This window comes from Pseudomonas sp. GXZC (genome assembly GCF_026967615.1).
In the GTDB taxonomy this organism is placed as follows: domain Bacteria; phylum Pseudomonadota; class Gammaproteobacteria; order Pseudomonadales; family Pseudomonadaceae; genus Aquipseudomonas; species Aquipseudomonas azotoformans_A.
This window is the reverse complement of the sequence record NZ_CP114115.1, coordinates 3,915,937-3,939,979: the sequence shown is the minus strand read 5'-3', so window position 1 is coordinate 3,939,979 and position 24,043 is coordinate 3,915,937. Positions and strand designations below refer to the sequence as shown.

Sequence of the window (24,043 nt, the reverse complement as noted above, 5' to 3'; positions counted from 1 at the left end):
TAACGTGGGGCCTCTATCACTCCAAGGAAGACCCCATGAACAGTCGCTTTATCGCCCTGGCCGGTTTGCTCGGATTCTCGCTCTACACCCTGGTAACGATGCTGACGGCCGAGCAGTCGCTGTTGGCCTTTGGCCGCGAATTGATGTCGCGGCCGGACACTGCGCAGGTGGTGATCGACCTGTATTTGATGGCGTTGCTGGCGTGTGTATGGATGTACCGGGATGCGCGGCGACGCGGGCGCTCGGTGGTTTCGTTGCTGCCGTACTTTGTGCTGACGGCGGTGTTTGTGTCGGTGGGGCCGTTGCTTTATCTGGTGGTGAATGGGCTTTCTGTGGTGAGCGAGCAAGCTCGCTCACCACAGAAAGCCCGCTCACCCTGTTAAATTGTCAGGTCTCAAGGGTTGAGAAATGCCTGGTAATTCTCCTTGGTGATCTGCTGATAAGGAATCGTCAGCTCAGCCGTATACGGTTCCTTCTTCACCATCTTCACCGCCAGGTCAATCGAGCCCACCGCCTGGCCTTTATTGTCCTGGTACACCGTCACCAGTAACTGGCCCTTCTTGACCGCGTCCAACCCCGCTGGGCCGCCATCGCTGCCGGCCACCAGGATGTCCTTGCCCGGCTGCATCCCTGCCTGGCTGATTGCCATGGCCGCGCCGATCGCCATTTCATCGGCATTCGCCGCCACCGCATCGATTTTGCGCCCGGAGACGATCCAGTTGTTCATCAAGTCGATTGCCTTGTTGCGTTGCCACTCGGCGGTCTGCTCCTCGACGATCTTGATGTCGGGATACTCCTTGAGCACGGTCTTCACCCCCAGCGTGCGGTTGTGCGTGGCGTTGTTGGACAGCAGCCCGAGCATGATCGCCAGGTTGCCCTTGCCGCCCATTTTCTCGGCCAGGTAGCGCATTTGGATTTCACCGGCCTTGACCTCATCCGAGCCCACGTAGCCCACGCCTGCTGGCAACTGCTGGGCATCCGGGCGGCGGTTGACGTAGACCAGCGGGGTCTTGGCCTGCTGCGCGTTGGCGGTCATTTTTTGTGTGGCCGCCGTGTCCACCGGGTTGACGATAATCGCGTCCATGCCCTGGGCCGTGAAGTTCTGCACCTGGTTGAGCTGGCGCACTACATCGCCCTGGGCGTCTTCAAATTGCAGGGTCACGCCGGGCAGTGCCTTGGCGTGGGCGGCCATGTAGTCACGCATTTGCGCGAGGAAGACATCGTCGACCTGGGCGATGCTCACGCCGATACGGATATCGGCCAGCGCCCAGGGGCTGATTGCCAGGGTAAAGAGTGCCGCAAGGAGTTGCTTCTTCATGGTGGTGCTCCGTTCTTCTTGTTGTTGTTAAAACAGAGGGTTCACGCTTGGCGTTTGGCCCGCATCTGCGCTACGGCAGCGGCAAAGTCCGAAAGCGGCCAGCGTTCGTCGAGGGCTTGCTGCATCAGCTGCTGCCCGGTTTGCGGGGCCAGGCCCTTCAAAGGTGGGTCGGTGTCCAGGTTCGTGGGGAAGGAATAGCCGTCGGCGGTGCAGGCAATCACGGCGTGTACGGCCTGGGCATCCAGTGCGGTGTTATCGAGCAAGGCCGGGTACACCGCGAGCATCATGCGATCGCGGTCGAGGGCTTCCATGGGCTTGCCGAATGCCGAGGAGATCTGCAGCAGGTTGGCCATGCGCTGGCGGTCTGGCGTGCGGTTGGTGCCGGCGGCATGGAACAGCGCCGGGTTGAAGAACAGCAGGTCGCCCTTGTTCAGCGGCAGTTGCACGGCATGCTGCTGGAAGTAGTCGATGAACTCCGGGCGCCGCCATGCCAGATAGCCCAGGGCGTATTGCTGGGAAAACGGCAGCAGTTGGGTCGGGCCGGTTTCCAGCGGCATGTCCGAGTGTGCCACCGCGCCCTGTAGTGTCAGGTATTGGGACAACAGGTGCAGGGGCAGGGGAAAGCGCTCCACCACGTCATTGGTCTGGAACCCCAAGTGGTAATCACGGTGTGGTTGCTGCGCCTGGCCGCCGGGGTGCACCACGTTGACCTGGGCGGTCACCTGATAGCTCGGGCCCAGCCATGCCTCGGCGATCAAGCCCAGCAACGGGTTGGCGTAGTACTCGACAAAGGAGGCGGGCGACTCCAGCGCGGCTTTCTGCAACGAATTCCAGATGCGCCCATTGCTGCCGGCCTTGGCAAAGTGGTCGGCGGCCACCCCTTGCGCGGCCTCGTTGGCGAAAATCGCTTCGAACACCTGGCTGTGGCGGTCTACCACTTCCAGGTCTTCATAAGCGCTGCGCACCACCATCACCCCAGGCCCCTCGCGGAACAGGCGGTGCAGTTCGTTCATCGCCGTCAAACGCTCAGCATTGCGCAGGGTCTGGGCCTGATAGATCGGCACATTGTTCAGCACTTCAGAGCACAGCAGGTAATCCTCGGGATTGACCTGTTGCGCGCAAAGCTCGCTGAAATCCGCCAGGCGCACGGCCTGTTCAGTCACGAACACCGACATCACACACCTCCCAGCGCCTGATTGGGCTGCGGGCTGCCGCCGTCGGTGCAACCGACCACGCCTTGCTCCAGGTCGATCACCGAGCCGGTCATCATCCCCGACTCGCGGGACAGCAGGAATGCCACGCTACGCGCCACTTCGTCAGGCTTGAGCAGGCGCCCAAACGGTTGTACGCGTTCGGCCTTCTCCAGCCAGCCATCCTGGGCGCCGTGGTACTGGCGCTGGATATCATCTTCATGGGGCGTGTCCATCCAGCCGATATTCAAGCCATTCACGCGGATACGGTTGCGCAGCGCGCTGAACGCCACGTTCTTGGTGAGGATCGCCAGCGCGCCCTTGGACGCCGCATAGGCGCTGAGAAAGGATTGCCCGCCATGCCCGGTGACGCTCTGGATATTCACCACCGCGCCTTCCACACCGTTGCTGATCATCAGCTTCAGCGCTTCCTGCATCAGGAAGAACGGTGCCCGCACATTCACCGCCATCAGTCGATCAAACAGCTCCGGCGAGGTGTCAAGAATGGTGCCGCGGTCCGACATGCCAGCGCAGTTCACCAGCCCATGCAAGGTGCCGAAGTGGGTGCGTGCCGCGTCGACGATCGCGCGGCAATCCTCGACCTTCTCAAGGTCCGCCTCGACAAAAAACGCCTGGCAATCCAGCTGTGCCAGCAGCCGTACCTGCTCTTCGCCTTGGGCGCGACGGCGTCCGCAGATGATCAACCCGGCGGCGCCGCGCTCGGCCAGGGTGCGCGCCACCGCTGCGCCAAGGCCCTGGGTGCTGCCGGTGACGACAAAATATTGGCCGTTGAACGACGTGGCGAGATCGGTGTTAGGCATGCAGTTCTCCAGGATTTTTTGTTGTTGTTCATCGCCTGGCTCGACGCCGGGCAAAACTGAGACTAGCATTGCGAAACCTCAGTAACGCCCAAAAAACACCTCAAAAACACCTCAGGCGAAACCCCATGCTCGAACGCGCCAAACACTTCTCCATCAAGCAACTCGCCACCCAGGCAGGAGTGAGCAAAGCCACGGTCGACCGTGTGCTGCATTTGCGCGGCAGCGTGCACGCCCAGACCCGGCGGCGTATCGAGCAGGCGCTGGATGAGTTGGAGTCCCAGGAGAAAAACGGCCTGGCGGTGGGGCGCACCTTTCATGTCGACGTGATCATGCACACGCCCAAGCGCTTCAGCGCGGCCGTGCAGGCGGCGATTACCGCGCAACTGGGTAGCCTGGCGCCGTTCCGGATCGCCCCGCGTTTTCACCTGTTCGAAGAGATCGAGCCCCAGGCTATGCACGACCAGTTGCTGCGCTGCCTGGACACCGGCAGCCAGGGCGTGGTGCTCAAGGCGGCGGATGAGCCGGCGGTGAACCTGGCGGTCAAGCAACTGATCGCGGCGGGTATTCCGGTGGTGACGTTGGTCACGGACCTGCCGCAAAGCGAGCGCATCGGCTACGTCGGCATGGACAACCGTACTGCCGGCCAGACCGCCGCCTACCTGATGGCGCGCTGGCTGCCGGCGCTGCCCCAGGACGTGGCGGTGGTGATCGGCAGCGAGCTGTTCCGTGGCGAAGAAGAACGCGAGATGGGCTTTCGCGCCTGGCTGCGCGGGCGTGCTGCGCATTTGCGGGTGCTGGATGTCAGTGGCGGCTATGGGGTTTACGACCGCACCTTCGAGCGGGTTACCCAGGCGCTGCAACAGCATCCCGAATTGAAGGCGGTGTACAGCGTCGGCGGCGGCAATCGCGCGATTGTCGATGCCTTTGCCGCCCAGGGCCGGCCGCTGGAGGTCTTTATCGGCCACGACCTCGACGAAGAAAACCGCCAGTTGCTGCGCGAAGAAAAAGTCGCGGCGATCATCGATCACAACCTGCAGATCGATGCGCGGCACCTGTTCCTGCACATCTTGCAGTACCACCGGCTATGGAAGGCCGGGCCGATTGCGCCCTCCCAGGTGCAGATCGTCACACCGTTCAACCTGCCGGATTAAGTACTCCCTCAATAACAACATCAGGAGTTCGACCATGCTGAGAATCGCCGTTCTGGGTGCCGGGCGCATCGCCAAGATCCACGCCGCCAACGTCGCCGCCCATCCCCATGCCACGCTGGTACTGGTGGCCGACCCCTGGCGCGAAGGCGTCGATGCGCTGAGCACGCAATTGGGTTGCGAGGCCGCCTACGATTGCGCCGCCGTGCTGACGCGCAAAGACATCGACGCCGTGGTGATCGGCACGCCTACCGACACGCATATCGACCTGCTCCTGGCGGCGGTGGCCGCAGGCAAGGCGGTACTGTGCGAAAAACCCATCGACCTGGATATCGCCAAGGCTCGCAGCGCCGCCCAAGCCGTGGAGCGCCAAGGCGGCAAGGTGATGCTCGGCTTCAACCGCCGCTTCGACCCCGACATGCTGCGCCTGCGCCAAGCCCTCGACGCCGGGCAGATCGGCGCGGTGCGCCAGGTCATCATCACCAGCCGCGACCCCGGCCTGGCGCCGCGTGACTACCTGGCCCATTCCGGCGGCATCCTGCGCGACATGACCATCCACGACTTCGATACCGCCCGCCACCTGCTCGGCGAAGAACCAGTGGAAGTCAGCGCCATCGCCAGCCGCCTGGTGGACCCGAGCCTGGCCGAGATCGACGACTACGACAGCGTGATGGTGCTGCTGCGCACCGCCTCCGGCAAGCAATGCCACATCAACTGCTGCCGCCAGGCGGTGTACGGCTACGACCAGCGCGTGGAAGTGTCCGGCGCCAACGGCGTGCTGCTCACCGACAACCACCGCCCGAGCACCTTGCGCCATTGGAGCGCCGAACACACCGAGGCGCTGGAGCCGTTGCAGCACTTTTTCCTGGAACGCTATGCAGATGCGTATCGCAATGAGCTGACGCAGTTCATCGATGCATTGAACAGCGGCAAGGCACTGCCCACCAGCATGCGCGATGGGCTGTATGCGTTGCATTTGGCGGACTGTGCGTTGGAGTCGGTGAAGACCGGGCGCAGCGTGGCGGTCAGTTACGACCTTTAGCCGTAGGAACTGGCGCCGGTCCGGTCGACCAGGCGAATGCTGTCGCGCCCGCCACGCTTGGTTTCATACAGCGTGGTATCGCCTTGCTCGATCAACGCCGTGAGGCTGGGTGGCGGCTGGTCGAACAGGGTGGCGCCGATGCTCAGGGTCACCGGCGCCGGCGTGGTAAAGGTCTGCGAGGCCAGTTGATGGAACTGGTCGCGCAGGCTGCTGCCCAGTTCGACGATCTGTTCGGTGGACGCCGGGTTCAGCAGGATCACGAATTCATCCCCGCCCAGGCGTGCTGCCAGCGCGCCTTGGGGCACCACACTACGAATCATCTCGCTCAAGGCAATCAGCAAACGGTCGCCAGCGGTGTGGCCGTAGAGGTCGTTGACCGACTTGAAGTTGTCGATGTCGATCAGCAGCAACGCACCGGGTTGCGCTGGCGACACCTGGGCCAGCAGGCGCGGTGCGCGCAGGTCGAGGGCGCGGCGGTTGTACAGGGCGGTCAGTGGGTCGCGGGCAGCGAGGCGGGCGATCTGTTGTTCGCGGCGGTAGCGTTCGGAACCGGTCATCGACAATGCGATCAGCATGATCGCCATGGCGCCTTCCACCAGGGAAATCTGGATGATCTCGCCTTTGAACGCGGCGAGGTCGATCAAGGTGCCAGGGATCAGCACCGACAGCGCCTTGGCCACATAGAACGCGCCATGAATCAGCAGCACATAACGCAACTGCACCGCGCCGATGCTCAGGGATTTGCCATGGGGCCGCAGCAAAAAGCTGGCGCGCAGGGTTGGCAACGCCACCAGCAGCGACTGCACCGCCAGCATGGCTTTGGACCAGGAAGGGTCGGCCGGCAGCATCAGCATGCCCAGCCAGACCACCAGCATCAGCAACCACAGCAGCGACAGCCGCGTTTGGGTGAACCGCGCTACGCCCAGCAGAAACAGGAAGTGCGCGGTCACCAACAAGCCGTTGGCGAACCAGATGCCTATCGTCAGGTAACCATTAAGGCGCAGCAGGGCCAGGGTGGAACCGACGGTGATGGTGGCGAAACCGGCGCTCCAGCACAGCAGCGAGGGTTCGCGCACGCTGCGCCATTCAACGGCCAGGTACAGGGCGGCAGCAGCTGCCAGGGCAACGGTAAGTGCCAAAATCGTAGGAGGGTCGAGCGTCATTTCTTGCCGGGTCTGCCTGGTGTGCGTTTAGAACCGGGATTGTAAGCGCACACGCAGGTTTTTCAGAGCATTCCGTGTGATGGCACACGGCCAGGCGATGATCGGCAGGTCAGGCGCCCTTGGTCGAGGGCAGCAAGATCGTTAGGATGCCCACCAGCGGCAGGAACGAACACAGCTTGTAGACGTACTCGATACCGTGGGTATCCGCGAGCAAACCGAGCAACGCTGCACCAATCCCGCTGAACCCGAACATCAGACCGAAGAAGATCCCGGCGATCATGCCCACGTTACCCGGCACCAATTCCTGGGCATACACCACGATGGCCGAGAAGGCCGACGCGATGATGAACCCGATCACCACGCTCAACACTGCCGTCCAGAACAGGTCGACGTAGGGCAGGGCCAGGGTGAACGGCGCGGCACCGAGGATGGAGAACCAGATGACTTTCTTGCGCCCGATCTTGTCGCCGATCGGGCCACCCGCGAAGGTGCCGACGGCCACGGCGCCGAGGAACAGGAACAGGTACATCTGCGAGCTTGCAACCGACAGTTGGAATTTTTCGATCAGGTAGAAGGTGAAGTAGCTGGTCAGGCTGGTCATGTACCAGTATTTGGAGAACACCAGCACGGCCAGCACCACCAAGGCAAAGGTCACGCGGCCTTTGGACAAACCATGGGTGGCTTTGCCGCCTTGCTTGAGCTTGAACAGGTTGAGGTGGTGGCGATACCAGCGGCTCAGACCGTAGAGCACCAGGATGGCGAACACGGCGAACAGCCCAAACCAGGCGATATGGCTCTGACCGTAGGGAATGATAATCGCGGCCGCCAGCAAGGGGCCGAAAGCGCTGCCGGTGTTGCCGCCGACCTGGAAGGTCGATTGCGCCAGGCCGTAGCGACCGCCCGAAGCCAAGCGCGCAACGCGGGAGGTTTCCGGGTGGAAGGTCGACGAGCCGACGCCCACCAGGCCTGCTGCGAGCAGAATCGCCGGGAAGGTGCCGACAAACGCCAGCATCAGAATGCCGATCAAGGTGCAGACCATGCCCGCCGGCAACAGCCACGGTTTGGGATGACGGTCGGTGTGATAGCCGATCCACGGTTGCAGCAGGGATGCGGTCAGCTGGAACGTCAGGGTGATCAGGCCTACCTGGGTAAATGACAGGCCGTAGTTGGCCTTGAGCATCGGGTAGATCGACGGCAGCACGGCCTGGATCAGGTCATTGATCAAATGCGCCAGGGCGCAGGCGCCGAGGACGCGCATGACCAACGGGCTGGCTTGGGGTGTGGTGGTTGCAGCGGCGGGTGACGCGGTGAGGGTCGACATGCAGGCATTCCATACAAGGCAGCTAATCAGAGGCGGCAACTTCTTAAGGTCGCCATCCATTACAAAATGATTCGGCGTTCATGCTAGATTCGTCGCGAATGCCTGTCTCGCGTAATTCGGGCGGCAACCATCGCAAAAAGGGCGAAATGATCAAACCACTGAACGAATTCCTCCAGGAAATCAACGAAGGCGCCTGGGCGGTCATCAGTTCCGCCACGGATTACCCGGAAAACTGGGTGATCCCCGACCACAGCCACGAAAAGCACCAACTGCTCTACGCCATCGAAGGCGTGATGGTGGTGTACTCGGCGCTCAACCAATGGACGGTGCCGCCCAATCGCGGGATCTGGATGCCCGCCGGGCAGGTGCATTCCCTGCGGTGCGTGGGCACGTTGAAGATGCGCAGCGTGTTTGTGCGCCCGGATCGCTTCCCAAACATGCCGGGCGAGCCGAAAACGGTGAGTATCTCGCCGTTGCTGAGCGAGCTGATCAAGGCTTCAGTCAGCCTGAAACCACCCTATGCCGAGGATTCACGGGATGCGCGGATCATGCACCTGATCCTCGACGAACTGGCCATCCTACCGGCCCTGCCATTGTCCTTGCCGCAACCTTCCGACCCGCGCTTGCAGCGCATCTGCCTCGCGTTGCAGGAAGAGCCCGGCGATGCCTCCACGGTCGCCCACTGGAGCGAGCGCTTGAATCTGGACCAGAAAACCATCCAGCGCCTGTTCCGCAAGGAAACCGGCATGACCTTCGGCCAGTGGCGCCAGCAGGCGCGGCTGCTGCTGGCCTTGGAGAGGATTGCGGTGGGGGAGAAGGTGATCGATATCGCCCTGGAGCTGGGTTATGAAAGCCCGAGCGCCTTTACCAGCATGTTCAAGAAACAGTTCGGCAAGACGCCGAGTCATTTCTTCAGGTAGGGCTACTGATCCGTGGAGGTCAGGTTGGCGTAGAAAATACAGCCGATCAGCCGTGCGAACAGGCTGAGGGTTTCCGGCAGGTTGGGGTCGTCAAACAGCATGGCGCGCGAGTCCAGCGCACACAACGCGCCGTACAAACGGCCATCGGGCAGAAAGATTGGTGCACCGGCGTAGCTTTCGATCTCGTATTGCTTGACCACCGGGCGCGTGGCAAAACGGCCGTTCTTGCTGATTTCGGGGATGAACAGCGCCTGGGGATTGATGCAGAACTCGCTGCACAGAGTGGTTTCCAGGTCGAGTACATCGTGGACGTTGATGCCCATTTGCAGCGGGTCGTAAACTGAGCACACCACCCATTCCAGGTCGGTGAACTTGGCGATACCGGCGAAGCGCATCCCGGTCAGGCGCGTGACCAGGTGCAGGATGCTGGTGGTGGCTTCGATTTCGGCGATGGCGGCGCGTTCATCTGCGCTGAGTAACGAGGCTGCGGTAACGCTTGGAACCATACGTGAACACTCCTATGGCGTGGCGGCCTCGGCCGCCACGCAGGGTCAGGGCTTAGTTGATACGGGGATGCTGCTCGACCAGGTTTTTGCGCTTGGCTTCCAGTTCGGCAATTTCGGCATCGATGTCTTCGATCTTCTGCTCGATATTGTCGTGGTGTTCCTGCAGCAATTCCTTGGCTTCTTCCATGTCCGAAGCGGCCGGCGCTGCGCCGCGCAGTGGCTTGTTGGCGGTTTCCTTCATGGTCAGGCCGGTGATCAGGCCGACCACGGCAAACACCATCAGGTAGTAGGCGGGCATGTACAGGTCGTTGGTGCTTTCTACCAGCCAGGCCACGGCGGTCGGGGTTACGCCGGCGATCAGCACCGACACGTTGAACGCACTGGCCAACGCGCTGTAGCGCAGGTGCGTCGGGAACATGGCGGGCAACGTCGAAGCCATCACGCCGATGAAGAAGTTGAGGATCACGGCGAGGATCAGCAGGCCCGCGAAGATCAGGCCGATCTTGCCGCTGGTGATCAACATGAACGCCGGGATGGACAGGAACAGCAGGCCGATACTGCCAGCGATGATGAACGGCTTACGGCCGATCTTATCGCTGATAAAACCAATGAACGGCTGCACGAACAGCATGCCGACCATGATCGCGATGATGATCAGCACGCCGCTGTTTTCTTTGTAGTGCAGGTTGTGCGACAGGTAGCTCGGCATGTAGGTGAGCAGCATGTAGTAGGTCACGTTGGTCGCCGCCACGATGCCGATGCAGGTCAGCAGGCTGCGCCAGTGCTTGGTCGCCACTTCCTTGAACGAAACTTTCGGGCCGTGGGTCAGGCCTTCGCGGTCGCCTTGCTCCATTTTGTCCATGTGCTGCTGGAAGGCTGGGGTTTCCTCCAACGCATGACGCAGGTACAGGCCGATAATGCCCAGGGGCAGGGCGAGGAAGAACGGCAGGCGCCAGCCCCATGACTCAAAGTCGGCTTCGCCCAAAATGCTTGAGATCAGCACCACCACGCCCGCGCCCAGCACGAAGCCGGCGATGGAACCGAAGTCCAGCCAACTGCCGAGGAAGCCGCGCTTGCGGTCCGGGGCGTATTCGGCGACGAAGATCGAGGCACCGGTGTATTCGCCACCCACCGAGAAACCCTGGGCCATTTTGCACAGCAACAACAAAATCGGTGCCCATATGCCAATCGAGGCATAGGACGGGATCAGGCCGATGGCAAAAGTGCTCAAGGACATGATCACGATGGTCGCGGCGAGGACCTTTTGCCGCCCGTATTTATCGCCCAGTGCGCCGAAGAACAGGCCACCCAGGGGACGGATCAGAAATGGCACCGAGAACGTACCGAGTGCAGCGATCATTTGTACGCTGGGCGAGGCGTCGGGGAAGAACACCTTGCCGAGCACATAGGCGACAAAGCCGTAGACGCCAAAGTCGAACCACTCCATGGCATTACCCAGGGCGGCGGCGGTGATTGCCTTGCGCACCTTGGTGTCGTCGACAATGGTGATGTCTTTCAATCCGATGGGCTTGACGCTTTTCTTACGTAATTTCATGCGGGACACTCTAAAGCAGAACAGGGGAGGTGCCATCGTTGCGATGGCACCGCTCTGTCAGTTCAGATACAAGCGGACATGAAATAATTCACCACTATTTGTGTTTTTTTGCAGATGGCTTGAACTTTACAGATTCACAGGGGAGTAATTCGCATGTCCGCCGTCGCCTCACGTTTGACCTACCGCCGACCACACGCGAGTGACGTGCAGCGATTGTTCGCGATCTACGGCGATCCGCAGACCAATCTGTTCAACCCCGCCGGCCCGCTGGCCAGCCTGGAGGTTGCGCAACGCCTGCTCGATCACTGGCTTGCACAGTGGGCATCCCAAGGCTACGGCTGGTGGGCGATCGCACGCGTCGAAGCGCCGGATCACATCATCGGCTTTGGCGGCATCGCGCCGATGGACTACCTGACCCAAAGACGCATCAACCTGGGTTACCGGTTTGCGGTGCAAGCCTGGGGGCAGGGCTACGCCACCGAGTTGGGCCGTGATGCATTAAAGCTGGCCTTCGAAACACTTGGCTTGCCCGAAGTGTTCGGGTTGGTACGGCCGGATCACGCGGCATCCATTCGCGTGCTGGAAAAGATTGGCATGCAGCCTTTCGGTACGCTCGATGATGTGCCGGGCAAGGCACCCAGCCTGGTACTACGCGCCCGTCATCCTACAACTACTTTTGCCTGACACTTCACATACCCGTGCAATACCTCGATAAACGGCAATCTTTCAGATTGACAGCGTTCTGGCGTCCCGATATAAAAGTGACAGTTGTACGACGACATATGACGTTACATATGTCCTACCTAACAAAAATAAAAAGTGATGCCATGAACTTGAACGAGCCCATCAACGCACACCGCGTTGGCCAAGCGGTAGGCAACTATCGCTGGACCATCTGCGCGATGCTGTTTTTCGCGACCACCGTCAACTACCTTGATCGCCAGGTGCTCAGCTTGCTGGCGCCGCAGCTGTCTACGCAATTTGGCTGGAGCAACACCGACTACGCGAACATTGCGGCGGTGTTCCAGTTTGTCTACGCGATCTCCATGTTGTTTGCCGGGCGCTTTGTCGACAAGATCGGCACCAAGGCGGCCTATGTAGTGGCGATTGGCATTTGGTCCACGGGCGCCATCATGCATGCGTTCTCGGTGCCGATGGGCGAGGGCATCGCGGCCATCAGCGGGGCGATTGGCCTGGCGGTGATCCCGGTGTCGATTGCCGGCTTCATGCTGTCCCGTGCGGTACTGGCGATTGGTGAGGCGGGCAACTTCCCGATTGCGATCAAGGCGACCGCCGAATACTTCCCGAAGAAAGAGCGCTCGCTGGCCACCGGTATCTTCAACTCCGGCGCCAACGTCGGTGCAATCCTGGCACCGATCTGCGTGCCGTTGATTGCCGGTTTGTGGGGGTGGGAAGCGGCGTTTATCGTGATTGGCGGGTTGGGTTTCGTGTGGGTGGCGGTGTGGATCGCGCTCTACAAGAAACCGGATGAGCAAAAACGCCTGTCGCCTGAAGAACTGGCGTATATCCGCAGCGACCAGACGGTGCAGCCTTTCACCCCTGCACCTGCTGGCGCCGTGGAGAAGAAAGTTTCGTGGTTCAAGCTGCTCACTTATCCCCAGACCTGGGCGTTTGCCTTCGGCAAGTTCATGACCGACGGCGTGTGGTGGTTCTTCCTGTTCTGGCTGCCCACTTACTTGGCGGCGCAATACGGCATGAAAGGCGCCGATATCGTCATGCCGCTGGCGGTGCTGTACAGCATGACCATGGTGGGCAGTATCGGCGGCGGCTGGTTCCCCAGCTACTTCATGGCACGCGGCGATGCGCCCTACGATGGCCGCATGAAAGCCATGCTGGTGATCGCGCTGTTCCCGCTGGTGGTGTTGCTGGCGCAGCCATTGGGCTATATCAGCTTCTGGGTGCCGGTATTGCTGATCGGCGTGGGCGCCTCGGCGCACCAGGCGTGGTCATGCAACATCTTCACCACCGTGTCGGACATGTTCCCGCAGAAAACCGTGGCCTCGGTGGTCGGTATCGGCGGCATGGCCGGCGGCCTGGGTGGCGTGGTCATGACCAAGATCGGCGGTTGGGTGTTCGACTACTACAAGTCCGTCGGCGACATCCACACCGGCTACATGATCATGTTCGCCATCTGCGCGCTGGCGTACCTGGTGGCCTGGAGCGTGATGAAGACGCTGGTGCCGCGTCACAAGGAAATCACTGACCTGTAAGGTCCAACGTCCCGCGCCGCAACGGCGCGGGACCGCTTTACAGCGTGAGCGCCCAGGTCTGGCTGACCAGGGATTTGCCGAAGCTGTCTATGGTTTCTTCCTCGATCAACTCGAACCCGGCTTTCTGATAAAGCCTGCGCGCATCGCTGAGGATGTCCACTGTCCACAGCTGCATGCGTTGGTAGCCGACCTGCCGGGCAAAACGTACGCACTCATCCACCAGCCGTTGGCCGATGCCCATGCCGCGCGCACTGGCGTCCACGTAGAGCATGCGCAGCTGGGCCGTGTTGTCGCCGTGGCGGATCACGAACACCGAGCCCACCACGTCGCCGTCCTTTTCCGCGATCCAGCAACGCTCGCAGGTTGGATCAAACGCCCTCAGGTACTTGGCGACCGTCTCCGCTACTAATGCTTCGAACTCCCAGTTCCAACCATATTCACGGGCATACAACGCGGTCTGTTGTTGCACCACCACGCCCATGTCGCCTGGCTGCGGGTCGCGTAGCAGATAGCTGGGCGTCGTGCCTTGCAGCAGGGCCTGGATGCGCTTCATGGCGTCGGTGAGTTGCCGCTGTTGGGGTTCCGGCAGGTTGTCGAGCAGGGCGATGACTTCGCTTTGGGTCTGCTGTTCCAGGGGCGCCAGCACTGCACGGCCATGGTCGGTGAGGTGCAGTTGCACCGCGCGGGCGTCGGTGGCGGAGCGGACTTTCTGGATCAGGCCCTTCTTTTCGAAACCACTGGTCAATCGGCTCAGGTAACCCGCGTCGAGGCTGAGCATCTGGCACAGGTCGGCGCTGGTGAGATCGCCACGGGTAGACAACTCGTACATCACGCGGATTTCGGTGAGCGAGTAGTCGCTTTGCAGCAGGTGTTCCTGCAGCACGCCGATCTGGTGGGTGTAGAAGCGATTGAAGCCGCGCACGATGCCAGCGCGTTCGACAAGCAGGGGAGTGGACATGCGGGAATGCTCGAATGGTTGCCTGAAGCAATTATATTGTTGCTTCAGGCAACCATGTCAAACATTTTGCTTAGCGGTTACGCGTCACCCGCCAAAGGGTATTGGCCAGGTCATCGGCAATGATCAGCGCACCTTTGGGGTCCACCGTTACACCGACTGGGCGCCCACGGGTCTTGCCGTCGTCACCCCGAAAGCCGGTGGCAAAGTCGATCGGCTCACCGGACGGCTTGCCATTGCTGAACGGCACGAAGATCACCTTGTAGCCCACCGGGTTGTCGCGGTTCCAACTGCCGTGCTCACCGACGAATACGCCATCAGCGAACTGCTCGCCCATTTCGGGGATGGAGAAGTCCACGCCGAGCGCTGCCACATGGGAGCCCAGGCTGTAATCCGGCTTGATCGCGGCGGCGACCTTGGCCGGGTTCTGCGGTTGGGCGCGCGGGTCGACATTCTGGCCCCAGTAGCTGTAGGGCCAGCCGTAGAACGCACCTTCACGCACCGAGGTCAGGTAGTCCGGCACCAGGTCGGGGCCCAGTTCGTCGCGTTCGTTGACCACGGTCCACAGTTGCCCGGTGTCCGGTTGGATGGTCAGCGCCGTCGGGTTACGCAGGCCTGTGGCATACGGCTTGTGCGCGCCGGTGGCGGCGTCGATCTGCCAGACCATCGCGCGGTCGATCTCCACTTCCATGCCCCGTTCGGTCACGTTGCTGTTGGAGCCGATACCCACGTAAAGCTGGCTGCCGTCGGCACTCACCGCCAGGGACTTGGTCCAGTGGTGGTTGATCTGCGCCGGCAGGTCCGTGACTTTGGTGGGCGGGCCAGCGGCCTTGGTCTGGCCGTCGGCGTAGTCGAAACTCACCAGCGCATCCTGGTTGGCCACGTAGAGCTTGCCGTTGGCAAACGCCAGGCCGTACGGCGCGTTGAGGTTGTCGGCGAACACCGTCTTGAGTTCATAGGTGCCGTCGCCGTCGGCGTCACGCAGCAAGGTCAGGCGGTTGCCGCCCTTGACCTTGGTGTTGCCCTCGGCCTTGATCAGGCTGGCGATCACATCCTTGGGTTTGAGCTTGGCCGCGCTGCCGCCACGGCCTTCGGCGACGAGGATGTCACCGTTGGGCAGCACCAGGGTCTGGCGCGGGATCGCGAGGTCAGTGGCAATCGCCGTGACGCTGTAGCCTTGCGGCACCTTAGGTTTCTGATCGCCCCAGGGTGCGGGCTCGGCAATCTTCATGCTCGGCAACAGGCTGCTTTGTTGTTCCGGCAGCTTGGGGTCGGGGCCACGGGCCTGGGTCTTGTCGCCTTCACCGCCGCAGGCGGTGAGCAGCAGGGCGGCGCTCAATAGCGTCAATGTGCTCGACGTTTTCATTTAACACCTCCCGCGCGCAGGCCGGTCCAAGTGGCCGCCAGCGTCAGCAGCAAGACAATCGCCGACAGGATCAAGCCGCCGGGCATCGACGCGTAGGCGTCCTTGGCGTGTTGGAAGGCATTGACCAGGCCGAGTATCCAGGTGGCCAACAGCAGTAGGACATAACGCGTGGGTTGCCCGGCCTTGCGCTCGGCACGGAGCAGGTTGACCAGCGCAAACAAAAACGCGAAGCCGGCGAACACCAGCGCGCCGGCAATCAGCCAGGCCGAGAAGTTGGCCCATTGAATCTGGTAGGTCTGGGTGTAGGCAATGTCGCTGAGCAAGGCACCGAGAAACAACGGCACGGTGCCGGCGAGCAAGGTCGCATGCAGCGGCCCTGGGCCGTATCGGTAGACGGGAAGGGTAGTCATGGGGTGGCGGCTCCTTGTTGTATAACGCCCCTGGACGGGACAGCGCATAGGAAGTGAACGCGTTGCGTGTGAGAAAGTTCAGCGTGAAACGTTTCGAAATAGTGGGAACCCTCTAGGGTCGCCTCGGCCTAACGCCGTATCATCCCGTCCTTTTCTCTCTCCAGGCGCCTCCATGACTCAACCTCGCATCGGCTTTGCGTGTCAGTACAAACATCCTGAGCGCCTGCTGTCCGCCAGTGCCTTGAAGCTGATCGAAGGCCCGTTTAACCCACGCACCACCACGTTGCGCTGGATGGACAGCGTCACCCCGCAAGTGGCCCGCGAAAAATTGATGGAAGTGGTTACGCATAACCTGGCCGCCCAGTTGCGCCTGTTGGCGTATGTGGCCGAGTTACCGCCGACCCTGCGCATGCTGCGTCTGAGCAGTGACCTGCTGCCGTTCTACAGCCACCCGAAAGTGGCCGCCGTGTACCAAGACCCGGCGCTCGAGCGCCAATTGGTAGAAGGGTTCGCCGCCATCGGCGAGTTGGCGCGTGCGTCGGATATCCGCCTGTCCTTCCACCCCGGCCAATACTGCGTGCTCGGGTCGGAGAACCCCGGCGTGGTGGAGAACAGCCTGGCCGAGTTCGAATACCACGCCGACATGATCCGCATGATGGGCTACGGCCGTCGCTTCCAGGACCTCAAGTGCAACGTGCACATCGCCGGCCGCCTTGGCGTGGAAGGCACCCGTGCGGTGTGGTCGCGCCTGTCGGAGGTGGCGCGCAACTGCATCACGTTCGAGAACGACGAGAAAACCTACGGCCTCGACCATTGCCTGCAAGTCGCTGACCTGGCGCCAGTGGTGTTGGACATCCATCACTGCTGGATCAACGAAAACGACTATATCGACCCCCACTCGGAACGCGTCGCCCGCGTGATTGAAAGCTGGCGCGGCGTGCGTCCGACTATGCATTACTCCCAGCCCCAGGGGAACTTGCAGGAGCTGGGTTTCGACGCCGAGCACAAGCTTGAAATGGATGCGTTGTTGCAGGTGGTGTCCAAGCGCGACCTCTACGCCCACAGCGCCCAGATGTGGAACCGCTGGACCAACGACTACGCACTGCAGTTTCTCGACCGCTTCGACATCATGCTTGAAGCCAAGGACAAGAACGTCGCCAGCCTGGCGTTCTATGAACACTGGAAGCGGCACAGTGCCTGAGTCGCGTCAGCCTTTGCCGGCCAGCGGAATGACCAGGGACAGCCACATGTTCCAGCCGTCCGGGCGGTTCTTGGCGTCGAATTCGTAGTAGCCCTTGATATTGGCGTACCACAGCTCATCACCCACCTTGAAGAAGTGCCCGGCCTGGGGCCCGATCCCGGCCACGCGCGACTTGAAATCCCCCAGCACCGCGCCGCTGCCACTGTCGCCGGTGACTTGTCGGAAGTAATAACCCACCAGTCCGGCGTGGGTCTGCGCGGTGAAGAAGTGCGAGGCGCTGAGGTCGATGTGTGCATCGATGCCGTTCTGGTAGTGGGTGTCGCGGTTTTCCCAGTTATAGGTCACGCCCGCCACGGCGGAGAACTCGTTGGTCTTGTCAAAAAAGGTGTAGCCGCCGCCGGCATCCAGGGCGGCATGGCCCAGGCCGATATTGACCAGGCGATCCGGGTCATAGGCGCCCACGGGCAGGTTGCCCATGGAATAAGCCATGAAGTTGTGCACGCCGTGGTTCCACTTCAGCGTTCCGAGCAGATACAGATCGCTGGCACCTTTGAGGGCATCGTTGGTACCGCCGGAAAACGAGCGCCCGCGTGGGCCGGTCACGGTGGCATCGACACTCGCCTCGGAACGCCCCACGGCCGCCACCGCCGAAATCGCCGCCTGGGCACCGCCCAATACCGGCGTGGCGAAGGTGTAGGTCGGGCTGGCAAACAACAGGTCGGCCTTGGCATCCAGCCCCACCACCGTGCGCCCGCCGCGCGGGGTGGCTGAGTGCCGACCGTCGCTGGCATTCACATGGTAGTAAACCAGCGGCAGGCTCCAGCCCGGCGTGGTCGGCGCAGCGGCGAGGGCACCGAACTGGCCGGGCAGCCAGAAGCTGATACCGCCGTCGTCGGCCTGCGCCATCGCGATGGGCAGCAGGGTGAGCAGGCTTAAAACGCGGGTCGTTGGGTTCATAGGACTTCCTATCCAATTGGCCATACTGTGCGTGCTGTCAGGGGCCGCTTGAGCATAGTCCAAGGATTGAAGGTCGTTGCGCCGTCAGCCCCTTGCCCGTCATGCTTGCCGGTCTGACTCAAGGAAACAGTGCCCCGTGAATTCATCGCAACCTACTGGTGTCGACGCCCAAGGATTTGTCCTGGCCGTAACCGATTTTCCTCTGCAGCCTGAGTTTCAGCCGTTGCTCAGCGATGTTTGCGCCACCCTTTCACCGGCGCAGTGGGGGCTGGACGGCATTTATGTGTATGGCAGTGTCGCCAGGGCGCAGGCCATTTCTGGTGAATCCGACCTGGATCTCACGCTGGTATTTCGTGAACCGCCTCAACCTGAATTGCTTGAACCGCTGGAACTGACGCGCCTGGCCCTGGAACAGCGGCATCCGGAAGTGACGAAGATCGACTTCGATATCGGTCATTGCGCGCAGGTGCTGTCACCTGAGAACAAAGATCGTTGGGGTTTCTGGCTCAAACACCATTGCCGTTGCGTGTGGGGCAATGATCTTTCGGCGTATTTCGACGCGTTCCGCCCATCCCGTGAGATTGTCTGGGCGCTGAACGGTGACTTCGAAGCGGTGCTCAAGGGCTATCTCTTGCGCATCGAGCTAGCCGGCGCTGATGAAGCGCGTCTGCGTTTGCAGCGTGAAGCATCGCGCAAGCTGGTGCGCTCAACGCAGCTGTTTTGCCCGGTCCAGGCTTTGATGTGGCCGCAATCGCTTGAGGACTACGTCAAGCTGTTCCTCCAGCATTACCCGGCGATGGTTGCCCAACTCGCGTTCTTTTTGTTCGAGGCACGCAACCCCAGCGCGGAGGGCGAGAAATTCTCCGTTCGACTTCACGCCTTTCTCGACTGGATGGTTTCCCAACAAAAATAGATAGGTATATTGGCGCTAAACTGCTGATTGCATACGCCAAGCCTATGGAAACGCCATGATCAACTTCCGCCTCATCCGCCACCTCTGGCTGTTCCTCGCCGTCGCCGAAGAACAGAACTTCGGCCGCGCCGCCAAGCGCCTTGGCATGTCGCAGCCGCCGTTGAGCGAGCAGATCCAGGTGCTGGAACAAGCGCTCAAGGTCCAGCTGTTCGAACGCTCCCGGCGGGGCGCCAAGTTGACCCCGGTGGGCGCGGCGATCCTGCCAGCGGTGCGCAAGTTCGCCGAGCAGCTTGAGCGCCTGGAACTGGCGGTGGAAGAGGCGGTGGCGGGGCAGTCGGGCATGCTGACCATCGGCGCGATTTCAACGGCGATGTTTGATGTGTTGCCGGGCCTGATCGATCAACTTAAGCAGCAGTATCCGCACCTCACCGTGTCGGTGCGCGAGATCGACAGCGTCGAGGCGCTGCCGGCGCTGGAAGCGGGGGATATCGACCTGGCCTTCGCCCGGTTGGACGGCGACTTGGGCCCGGCGATCCAGTCGTTGCCGGTGCGCGAAGATCGCTTGATGGTGGCGTTGCCAAGCGATCATCCGTTGGTTGCACGTTCGCGCATCAGCCTGTCGAGCCTGGCCAGCGAGCCGCTGGTGATGTTTTCGCGCAAGGTCAGCCCGGTGTATTTCGACAACCTGATCGCCACTTGCCGCGCCAGCGGGTTCTCGCCACGGGTGCTGCATGAAGTGCGCTCGGTGGCCTCGCAGATTGCGTTCGTCAGCTGTGGCCAGGGCATTGCGCTGGTGCCGGCGTCGCTGAAGAAGCTCGCGCCGGACAACGTGGTGCTGCGGCCGCTGACCCAGAAACTCAATGTGGTCACCACGGCGGTGGCCTGGAACAGTGAGCGGCCTAATCCCTTGGTGACCGAGTTGGTCGCGCAGTTCCAGGCTCATACGATTGGCGTATGACAACCTTCCGCTATCGGTCATTTACACCCTCGCCGCTAACCGCTGAAATTGGCACCTTTTCGGCCAAGGAACTCTTGCATGTCGTTCGTTCATTCCTTCATTCCACTGACCGTAGACGGCACCGCTGTGGAGATAGCGGCGATCCACCGCGACGGCGAGCGGATGCCCATCCTGTTCCTGCACGGGTTCGGCTCGACCAAGGAAGACTATGCCGATATCGTCCTGCACCCGGCGTTCGACGGGCATGCCTTTATCGCCTATGACGCGCCAGGCTGCGGTGAGAGCCAATGTGCCGACCTGGCGAGCATCAATATCCCGTTCCTGTTGGAAACCGCCTTGCAGGTGCTGGCGCAGTTCAAGGTCGAACGCTTCCACCTGGTCGGCCACTCCATGGGCGGCCTGACCGCCTTGATGTTGGCCCATCGTTTTCCGGAGCGCGTGCTGAGCTTTACCGACATTGAAGGCAATATCGCCCCCGAAGACTGCTTTCTCAGCCGCCAGATCGTGGATTTCCCGGCAGAGGATCCCGAGGCGTTTTTCAGCGCCTTCATCGCACGCACCCGCCAGGCACCCGCGTATGCCAGCGCGCTTTACTCGGCAAGCCTGCGCCACAAGGTGCGTGCCGGTGCCGTGCGCGGGATCTTCCAGTCGATGGTCGAACTCTCTGATAGCGCCGACCTGATGGGCAAGTTCCTCGGGCTACCGTGCCCCAAGATGTTCATGTACGGCGAGCAGAACGCCGGGCTTTCCTACTTGCCGCACATCCAGGCCAACGGCGTGCGCCTGGCGCCGATTGCCCAGTGCGGGCATTTCCCGATGTATTCCAACCCGGTCGCGATGTGGCAGCTGCTCGCTGACTTCCAACAGGGTGCTGTTCATCAGGGTGCGACCACGGCGGCGGTGATCTCTGTATGATCGGTTGATCAACGTATGAGAAGCCCCCATGGACACCACTCCCCACCTCATGGGGCAATCCCCTTTATGGCAACGCCTGCTGTCGGCCCAACGCGAAGCGCTGGAAATGGCGCTTGCGCGCAAAAGTCTGGATGAACTGTTGGGCTTCCTGGCACGGGCCGGGAGTGAACACCTGGGCGGGCGTTCGGCGGTGTTCCTGGTCGACCAGAACCGCGAAACCCTGCTGTACGGTGCCTCTTCCGGCCTGGATGCCGGTTACATCACCGCGATTCATGGCTTCGAGATCGGCCCCCATTCGCCTTCCTGTGGCACGGCCGCCTATACCGGCGACCTGGTGATTGTCGGTGATGTGGCCAGCGACCAACTGTGGGCGCCGTTCCTGGCATTGGCCAATCAGCACGGGATTGCGGCGTGCTGGTCCAAGCCGCTCAAGGATGCCAACGGCGTGGTCCTGGGGACTTACGCGATCTACCATAACGCCCCACGTCTTCCCTCTGAGGACGACCTGGAAGCCATCGAGTTGCTGGCCCACACCGCTGCGCTGATGATCGAGCGCTCGGTGGCCGACGCCACGCTGCAAAAGACCCTAGACGCGCTGCAACGCAGTGAGTTGGCCACCCGCGAACTCAGCCATCGCGTGATGAACACTTTCCATGTGTTCGAAGGCCTGCTGTCGGCCAAGGTGCGCTCGCTGCTTGATCCCGAGGCCAGGGCCGCCACCGCTGAAGCCTTGGAGCGGATCCGCGCGATGTCCCTGGTGCATCAGAAGTTGTTCGCCCTGACCCAGCACAGCGCAGTCGACCTGGATGCATCAGGCTTCCTCGACGACCTGGTCAATGAGCTGGCCCGCGCCTTCGCCGGTGACAAGAACATGCGCCTGATCATGTCCAAGGAAGTCGGGATCACGCTGTCCGCCGAGCGTTGTGCCTCCCTGGGCCTGCTCGCGGTGGAGCTGGTGCTCAATGCCATCAAGCATGCGTTCGAGGACGGGCAGGCCGGCATCATCACGGTGACCTTGCACCGTGATGTGGAGTCAGTGGTGTTCTCGGTGCGTGACAACGGCAAGGGCTTGCCCGAAGGGACATTGGTCGGCAAACACAAGCGCTTGGGCACACGGCTTATTCATTCGTTCGTGGCCGACCTGAAGGCCGATTTGCAGGTGCAAAACCTGGCGAAGGGCGCCGAGTTTTCGGTGCGCTTCCCTTGTTCTGCCTGACCCTTAGGACTTGAAGCGTCCTACCAATCCATTCAACTCATCCGACAGGTTCGACAGCCGCCCCGAATCGTCCTGCGCCGAGTTGGCCAGGCTTTCCACCAGGCGCGCCTCGTCGTAGATCTGTTGGATATGCCGGTTGATCTCTTCGGCCACGCTGTGTTGCTCCTCTGCGGCGGCGGAGATCTGCAGGTTCTGGTCGCGGATCTCGTTGACCGAGGTCTGGATCCCTTCAAAGCTGTCCCGCGCGCTTTCGATGGAGGACACACTGGCTTTCGACAGGTCCAGGCAACTGCCCATTTTCTGCGTGACTTCCTGGGTCTTGTTTTCCAGGGTGCCGAGCAGTAGCTCGATCTCGCCGGTGGAGTCGGACGTGCGCTTGGCCAGTGCGCGCACTTCGTCGGCCACCACCGCAAAACCACGGCCTTGGTCACCGGCACGGGCAGCTTCGATGGCGGCGTTGAGCGCCAGCAGGTTGGTTTGCTCGGCAATTGCGCGGATGGTGCCGAGGATCTGGTTGATACTGCGGCTACCGGCTTCCAGTTCGACCATGGCCTGGGATGACTCGGTCAGGCGGCGTCCCAGGCGGTTGACGTTGTCGGTGGTGACTTCGATCTGCTGCTTGCCCTCGGCCACGCGGCGGTGCCCGTTCTCGGCGGACTCCGCCGCGCCGCTGCAGGAGCGTGCGACTTCGTTGGCGGTGGCGACCATTTCGTTGAACGCCGTAGAGACCAGCTCGACCGCCTCACGCTGGCGTCCGGCCGCCTCGTTCATGTTGTGCGCCACCTCGCTGTTGACCTTGGAGGCGTTCTGCAAATTGGCCGAGGCTGCGCCGATGTGCTGGATCAGTTGGCGGATCGCCGCCAGGAACTTGTTGAACCAGCCGGCCAGTTCGGCGGTTTCATCCTTGCCCTGGACCTGCAGTTCGTGGCGCAAGTCACCTTCGCCCTGGGCGATGGACTGCAAGCCGGTGCTGACCTGGCCGATGGGTTTGACGATGACCTTGGAGAACGCCGCCGCGATCAGCCCGAAGATCAGCACCAGCACCGCGACGATGATGGCGGTGAGGTAGGTCATGCGCGTGGCTTCGGCCATCACCTCACGGTGTTCGATCAGCCCGATATAGCGCCACCCCAGGCCGGGGGAGGTCCACACGTTGGCCATGTAGCGCACGCCGTCGATCACCACTTCAGTGGAGCCCTGTGCGGTGTCGGCCAACTGTGCATAGGCTGTGCCCAGGTCCTTGAGCGGCTTGAAGCTGTGGGCGGCGTTGCGCGGATCCACCAGCACCACGCCGTCCTCGACCAGCATCACGTAGCCGCTTTCGCCCAGCTTGATGCTCTTGACCAGTTCGGTGAGGTTTTTCAGCGAGACGCTGACCACGAACACGCCCTTGGCCTTGCCGTTTTCCAGCAATGCGCGTGCGGTGCCCACCAGGGCGACGTCGTCTTTGTCGTAGTAATACGCGGGGGTGCGCACGGTCTTGCCGGGGCTGGCCATGGCCGCTTTGTACCAGGGGCGGGTGCGCGGGTCGTACTTGGCCAGTTGCGGGTCATCCGGCCATTTGGCGTAGGTGCCGTCTTCCAGGCCGATGGACAGGATCGCCGCCGCCGGGTGTGTGGCGCCAAAGCGCGCGAAGCGGTCGATCACGGTTTGCGCCTCGGCGGGCATGGGCTGGCTAGCCGCGTCGGCAGGCTGGTAGTTCTTCAGCGTGTTCACGGAGGTGTATACAGGATCGGTGGCCATTTGATCGACGTTTTGCAGCGTGCCGTCGAAGAACTGGCGGATGTTGCCATCAATCTGACGGATTTCCCGGGTGCTGCCGTCGATGAACTGCTCCACCGCCTGGGTCCGCGTGTTCATGACCGAAATCACGGCCACCAGGCTTACCGGGATGAAAGCAACAGAGACAAATGCGAGTACCAGCTTATTTTTTATTT

The 24,043-nt window shown here is 61.7% G+C and carries 23 protein-coding genes and 1 pseudogene; 11 read left to right on the top strand and 13 right to left on the bottom strand.

Features of this window, described 5'->3' with window-relative positions; translation table 11 throughout:
* Nucleotides 1-35: 35 nt before the first annotated feature.
* The gene (locus OZ428_RS18310; protein WP_269130792.1) at nt 36-383 is read left to right on the top strand and encodes a DUF2834 domain-containing protein; all 348 of its coding nucleotides are present in this window, start codon (nt 36-38) and stop codon (nt 381-383) included.
* Nucleotides 384-394: 11 nt separating this feature from the next.
* Here the strand turns inward: OZ428_RS18310 and OZ428_RS18305 are convergent, their stop codons facing one another.
* Genes OZ428_RS18305 through OZ428_RS18295 form a run of 3 tightly spaced genes read right to left on the bottom strand, consistent with a single transcriptional unit; the run spans nt 395 to nt 3,329 of the window.
* On the bottom strand, nt 395-1,318 hold the full coding sequence (locus OZ428_RS18305; protein ID WP_016979990.1) for a sugar ABC transporter substrate-binding protein: 924 nt from the start codon (nt 1,316-1,318) through the stop codon (nt 395-397).
* A gap of 41 nt (nt 1,319-1,359) precedes the next feature.
* Nucleotides 1,360-2,493, bottom strand: coding sequence for a phytanoyl-CoA dioxygenase family protein (locus OZ428_RS18300; RefSeq protein WP_269130791.1), 1,134 nt, complete (start codon nt 2,491-2,493; stop codon nt 1,360-1,362).
* Nucleotides 2,493-3,329: an SDR family oxidoreductase gene (locus OZ428_RS18295; RefSeq protein ID WP_269130790.1), complete on the bottom strand. Its 837-nt coding sequence runs from the start codon at nt 3,327-3,329 to the stop codon at nt 2,493-2,495. The genes OZ428_RS18300 and OZ428_RS18295 overlap by 1 nt, the downstream gene beginning before the upstream one ends.
* Nucleotides 3,330-3,454: 125 nt before the next feature.
* On the opposite strand from OZ428_RS18295, the gene OZ428_RS18290 reads away from it, so the two are divergent.
* Together OZ428_RS18290 and iolG are read left to right on the top strand one after the other, a co-directional pair.
* Nucleotides 3,455-4,480, top strand: a complete 1,026-nt coding sequence (locus OZ428_RS18290) for a LacI family DNA-binding transcriptional regulator (protein ID WP_269130789.1) — start codon at nt 3,455-3,457, stop codon at nt 4,478-4,480.
* Between the two features lie 34 nt (nt 4,481-4,514).
* A complete protein-coding gene (gene iolG / locus OZ428_RS18285) occupies nt 4,515-5,519 on the top strand; it encodes an inositol 2-dehydrogenase (protein ID WP_269130788.1) in 1,005 nt (334 codons plus the stop codon).
* Here iolG and OZ428_RS18280 read toward each other — a convergent pair.
* Entirely contained in the window at nt 5,516-6,682 is a 1,167-nt protein-coding gene (locus tag OZ428_RS18280; RefSeq protein ID WP_038849585.1) for a GGDEF domain-containing protein, read from the bottom strand. The genes iolG and OZ428_RS18280 overlap by 4 nt on opposite strands.
* Nucleotides 6,683-6,791: 109 nt before the next feature.
* On the bottom strand, nt 6,792-8,003 hold the full coding sequence (locus OZ428_RS18275) for an MFS transporter (RefSeq protein ID WP_016979981.1): 1,212 nt from the start codon (nt 8,001-8,003) through the stop codon (nt 6,792-6,794).
* Between the two features lie 98 nt (nt 8,004-8,101).
* Here OZ428_RS18275 and OZ428_RS18270 point away from each other — a divergent pair, with 98 nt between their 5' ends.
* Nucleotides 8,102-8,923: an AraC family transcriptional regulator gene (locus OZ428_RS18270; RefSeq protein ID WP_269130787.1), complete on the top strand. Its 822-nt coding sequence runs from the start codon at nt 8,102-8,104 to the stop codon at nt 8,921-8,923.
* A 2-nt stretch (nt 8,924-8,925) separates the two neighbouring features.
* Here the strand turns inward: OZ428_RS18270 and OZ428_RS18265 are convergent, their stop codons facing one another.
* Nucleotides 8,926-9,429 carry a GAF domain-containing protein gene (locus OZ428_RS18265; protein ID WP_269130786.1) on the bottom strand — a complete coding sequence of 168 codons (504 nt, stop codon included), beginning with the start codon at nt 9,427-9,429 and terminating at the stop codon, nt 8,926-8,928.
* A gap of 52 nt (nt 9,430-9,481) precedes the next feature.
* On the bottom strand, nt 9,482-10,984 hold the full coding sequence (gene proP / locus OZ428_RS18260; RefSeq protein WP_033896594.1) for a glycine betaine/L-proline transporter ProP: 1,503 nt from the start codon (nt 10,982-10,984) through the stop codon (nt 9,482-9,484).
* A 153-nt stretch (nt 10,985-11,137) separates the two neighbouring features.
* Here proP and OZ428_RS18255 point away from each other — a divergent pair, with 153 nt between their 5' ends.
* On the top strand, nt 11,138-11,668 hold the full coding sequence (locus OZ428_RS18255) for a GNAT family N-acetyltransferase (RefSeq protein WP_269130785.1): 531 nt from the start codon (nt 11,138-11,140) through the stop codon (nt 11,666-11,668).
* 143 nt (nt 11,669-11,811) lie between these two features.
* Nucleotides 11,812-13,215, top strand: a complete 1,404-nt coding sequence (locus OZ428_RS18250) for an MFS transporter (protein WP_269130784.1) — start codon at nt 11,812-11,814, stop codon at nt 13,213-13,215.
* A 37-nt stretch (nt 13,216-13,252) separates the two neighbouring features.
* Here the strand turns inward: OZ428_RS18250 and OZ428_RS18245 are convergent, their stop codons facing one another.
* From OZ428_RS18245 to OZ428_RS18235, 3 genes are all read right to left on the bottom strand, one after another.
* The gene (locus tag OZ428_RS18245) at nt 13,253-14,173 is read right to left on the bottom strand and encodes a bifunctional helix-turn-helix transcriptional regulator/GNAT family N-acetyltransferase (protein ID WP_269130783.1); all 921 of its coding nucleotides are present in this window, start codon (nt 14,171-14,173) and stop codon (nt 13,253-13,255) included.
* Between the two features lie 70 nt (nt 14,174-14,243).
* Entirely contained in the window at nt 14,244-15,536 is a 1,293-nt protein-coding gene (locus OZ428_RS18240) for a PQQ-dependent sugar dehydrogenase (RefSeq protein ID WP_033896589.1), read from the bottom strand.
* The gene (locus tag OZ428_RS18235) at nt 15,533-15,946 is read right to left on the bottom strand and encodes a DUF2231 domain-containing protein (RefSeq protein WP_177003632.1); all 414 of its coding nucleotides are present in this window, start codon (nt 15,944-15,946) and stop codon (nt 15,533-15,535) included. The genes OZ428_RS18240 and OZ428_RS18235 overlap by 4 nt, the downstream gene beginning before the upstream one ends.
* A gap of 172 nt (nt 15,947-16,118) precedes the next feature.
* Between OZ428_RS18235 and OZ428_RS18230 the strand changes: the two genes are divergently transcribed.
* A complete protein-coding gene (locus tag OZ428_RS18230; RefSeq protein ID WP_269130782.1) occupies nt 16,119-17,147 on the top strand; it encodes a UV damage endonuclease UvsE in 1,029 nt (342 codons plus the stop codon).
* Nucleotides 17,148-17,153: 6 nt separating this feature from the next.
* On the opposite strand, the gene OZ428_RS18225 is transcribed toward OZ428_RS18230, so the two are convergent.
* Nucleotides 17,154-18,104, bottom strand: a complete 951-nt coding sequence (locus OZ428_RS18225) for a SphA family protein (protein ID WP_269130781.1) — start codon at nt 18,102-18,104, stop codon at nt 17,154-17,156.
* Between the two features lie 136 nt (nt 18,105-18,240).
* On the opposite strand from OZ428_RS18225, the gene OZ428_RS18220 reads away from it, so the two are divergent.
* From OZ428_RS18220 to OZ428_RS18205, 4 genes are all read left to right on the top strand, one after another.
* Nucleotides 18,241-19,017: a nucleotidyltransferase domain-containing protein gene (locus OZ428_RS18220; RefSeq protein ID WP_269134197.1), complete on the top strand. Its 777-nt coding sequence runs from the start codon at nt 18,241-18,243 to the stop codon at nt 19,015-19,017.
* A gap of 55 nt (nt 19,018-19,072) precedes the next feature.
* Nucleotides 19,073-19,975 (top strand): LysR family transcriptional regulator, encoded by a 903-nt coding sequence (locus OZ428_RS18215; protein ID WP_269130780.1) that lies wholly within the window; start codon nt 19,073-19,075, stop codon nt 19,973-19,975.
* Between the two features lie 78 nt (nt 19,976-20,053).
* Nucleotides 20,054-20,890 carry an alpha/beta fold hydrolase gene (locus OZ428_RS18210; RefSeq protein WP_269130779.1) on the top strand — a complete coding sequence of 279 codons (837 nt, stop codon included), beginning with the start codon at nt 20,054-20,056 and terminating at the stop codon, nt 20,888-20,890.
* 28 nt (nt 20,891-20,918) lie between these two features.
* Complete coding sequence (locus OZ428_RS18205) at nt 20,919-22,106, top strand: sensor histidine kinase (protein WP_269130778.1); 1,188 nt, start codon at nt 20,919-20,921, stop codon at nt 22,104-22,106.
* A gap of 3 nt (nt 22,107-22,109) precedes the next feature.
* Here OZ428_RS18205 and OZ428_RS34750 read toward each other — a convergent pair whose 3' ends face one another.
* Nucleotides 22,110-22,814, bottom strand: a complete 705-nt coding sequence (locus tag OZ428_RS34750) for a methyl-accepting chemotaxis protein (RefSeq protein WP_442964844.1) — start codon at nt 22,812-22,814, stop codon at nt 22,110-22,112.
* 198 nt (nt 22,815-23,012) lie between these two features.
* Nucleotides 23,013-23,966, bottom strand: a pseudogene (locus tag OZ428_RS34745) (cache domain-containing protein); the annotation flags it as partial.
* Between the last annotated feature and the right edge of the window lie 77 nt (nt 23,967-24,043).

Coding starts and splice junctions, on each gene's coding strand:
- OZ428_RS18310 (WP_269130792.1), top strand. CDS start 36: ATGAACAGTCGCTTTATCGCCCTGGCCGGTTTGCTCGGATTCTCGCTC.
- OZ428_RS18305 (WP_016979990.1), bottom strand. CDS start 1,318: ATGAAGAAGCAACTCCTTGCGGCACTCTTTACCCTGGCAATCAGCCCC.
- OZ428_RS18300 (WP_269130791.1), bottom strand. CDS start 2,493: ATGTCGGTGTTCGTGACTGAACAGGCCGTGCGCCTGGCGGATTTCAGC.
- OZ428_RS18295 (WP_269130790.1), bottom strand. CDS start 3,329: ATGCCTAACACCGATCTCGCCACGTCGTTCAACGGCCAATATTTTGTC.
- OZ428_RS18290 (WP_269130789.1), top strand. CDS start 3,455: ATGCTCGAACGCGCCAAACACTTCTCCATCAAGCAACTCGCCACCCAG.
- iolG (WP_269130788.1), top strand. CDS start 4,515: ATGCTGAGAATCGCCGTTCTGGGTGCCGGGCGCATCGCCAAGATCCAC.
- OZ428_RS18280 (WP_038849585.1), bottom strand. CDS start 6,682: ATGACGCTCGACCCTCCTACGATTTTGGCACTTACCGTTGCCCTGGCA.
- OZ428_RS18275 (WP_016979981.1), bottom strand. CDS start 8,003: ATGTCGACCCTCACCGCGTCACCCGCCGCTGCAACCACCACACCCCAA.
- OZ428_RS18270 (WP_269130787.1), top strand. CDS start 8,102: ATGCCTGTCTCGCGTAATTCGGGCGGCAACCATCGCAAAAAGGGCGAA.
- OZ428_RS18265 (WP_269130786.1), bottom strand. CDS start 9,429: ATGGTTCCAAGCGTTACCGCAGCCTCGTTACTCAGCGCAGATGAACGC.
- proP (WP_033896594.1), bottom strand. CDS start 10,984: ATGAAATTACGTAAGAAAAGCGTCAAGCCCATCGGATTGAAAGACATC.
- OZ428_RS18255 (WP_269130785.1), top strand. CDS start 11,138: ATGTCCGCCGTCGCCTCACGTTTGACCTACCGCCGACCACACGCGAGT.
- OZ428_RS18250 (WP_269130784.1), top strand. CDS start 11,812: ATGAACTTGAACGAGCCCATCAACGCACACCGCGTTGGCCAAGCGGTA.
- OZ428_RS18245 (WP_269130783.1), bottom strand. CDS start 14,173: ATGTCCACTCCCCTGCTTGTCGAACGCGCTGGCATCGTGCGCGGCTTC.
- OZ428_RS18240 (WP_033896589.1), bottom strand. CDS start 15,536: ATGAAAACGTCGAGCACATTGACGCTATTGAGCGCCGCCCTGCTGCTC.
- OZ428_RS18235 (WP_177003632.1), bottom strand. CDS start 15,946: ATGACTACCCTTCCCGTCTACCGATACGGCCCAGGGCCGCTGCATGCG.
- OZ428_RS18230 (WP_269130782.1), top strand. CDS start 16,119: ATGACTCAACCTCGCATCGGCTTTGCGTGTCAGTACAAACATCCTGAG.
- OZ428_RS18225 (WP_269130781.1), bottom strand. CDS start 18,104: ATGAACCCAACGACCCGCGTTTTAAGCCTGCTCACCCTGCTGCCCATC.
- OZ428_RS18215 (WP_269130780.1), top strand. CDS start 19,073: ATGATCAACTTCCGCCTCATCCGCCACCTCTGGCTGTTCCTCGCCGTC.
- OZ428_RS18210 (WP_269130779.1), top strand. CDS start 20,054: ATGTCGTTCGTTCATTCCTTCATTCCACTGACCGTAGACGGCACCGCT.
- OZ428_RS18205 (WP_269130778.1), top strand. CDS start 20,919: ATGGACACCACTCCCCACCTCATGGGGCAATCCCCTTTATGGCAACGC.
- OZ428_RS34750 (WP_442964844.1), bottom strand. CDS start 22,814: ATGGTCGCCACCGCCAACGAAGTCGCACGCTCCTGCAGCGGCGCGGCG.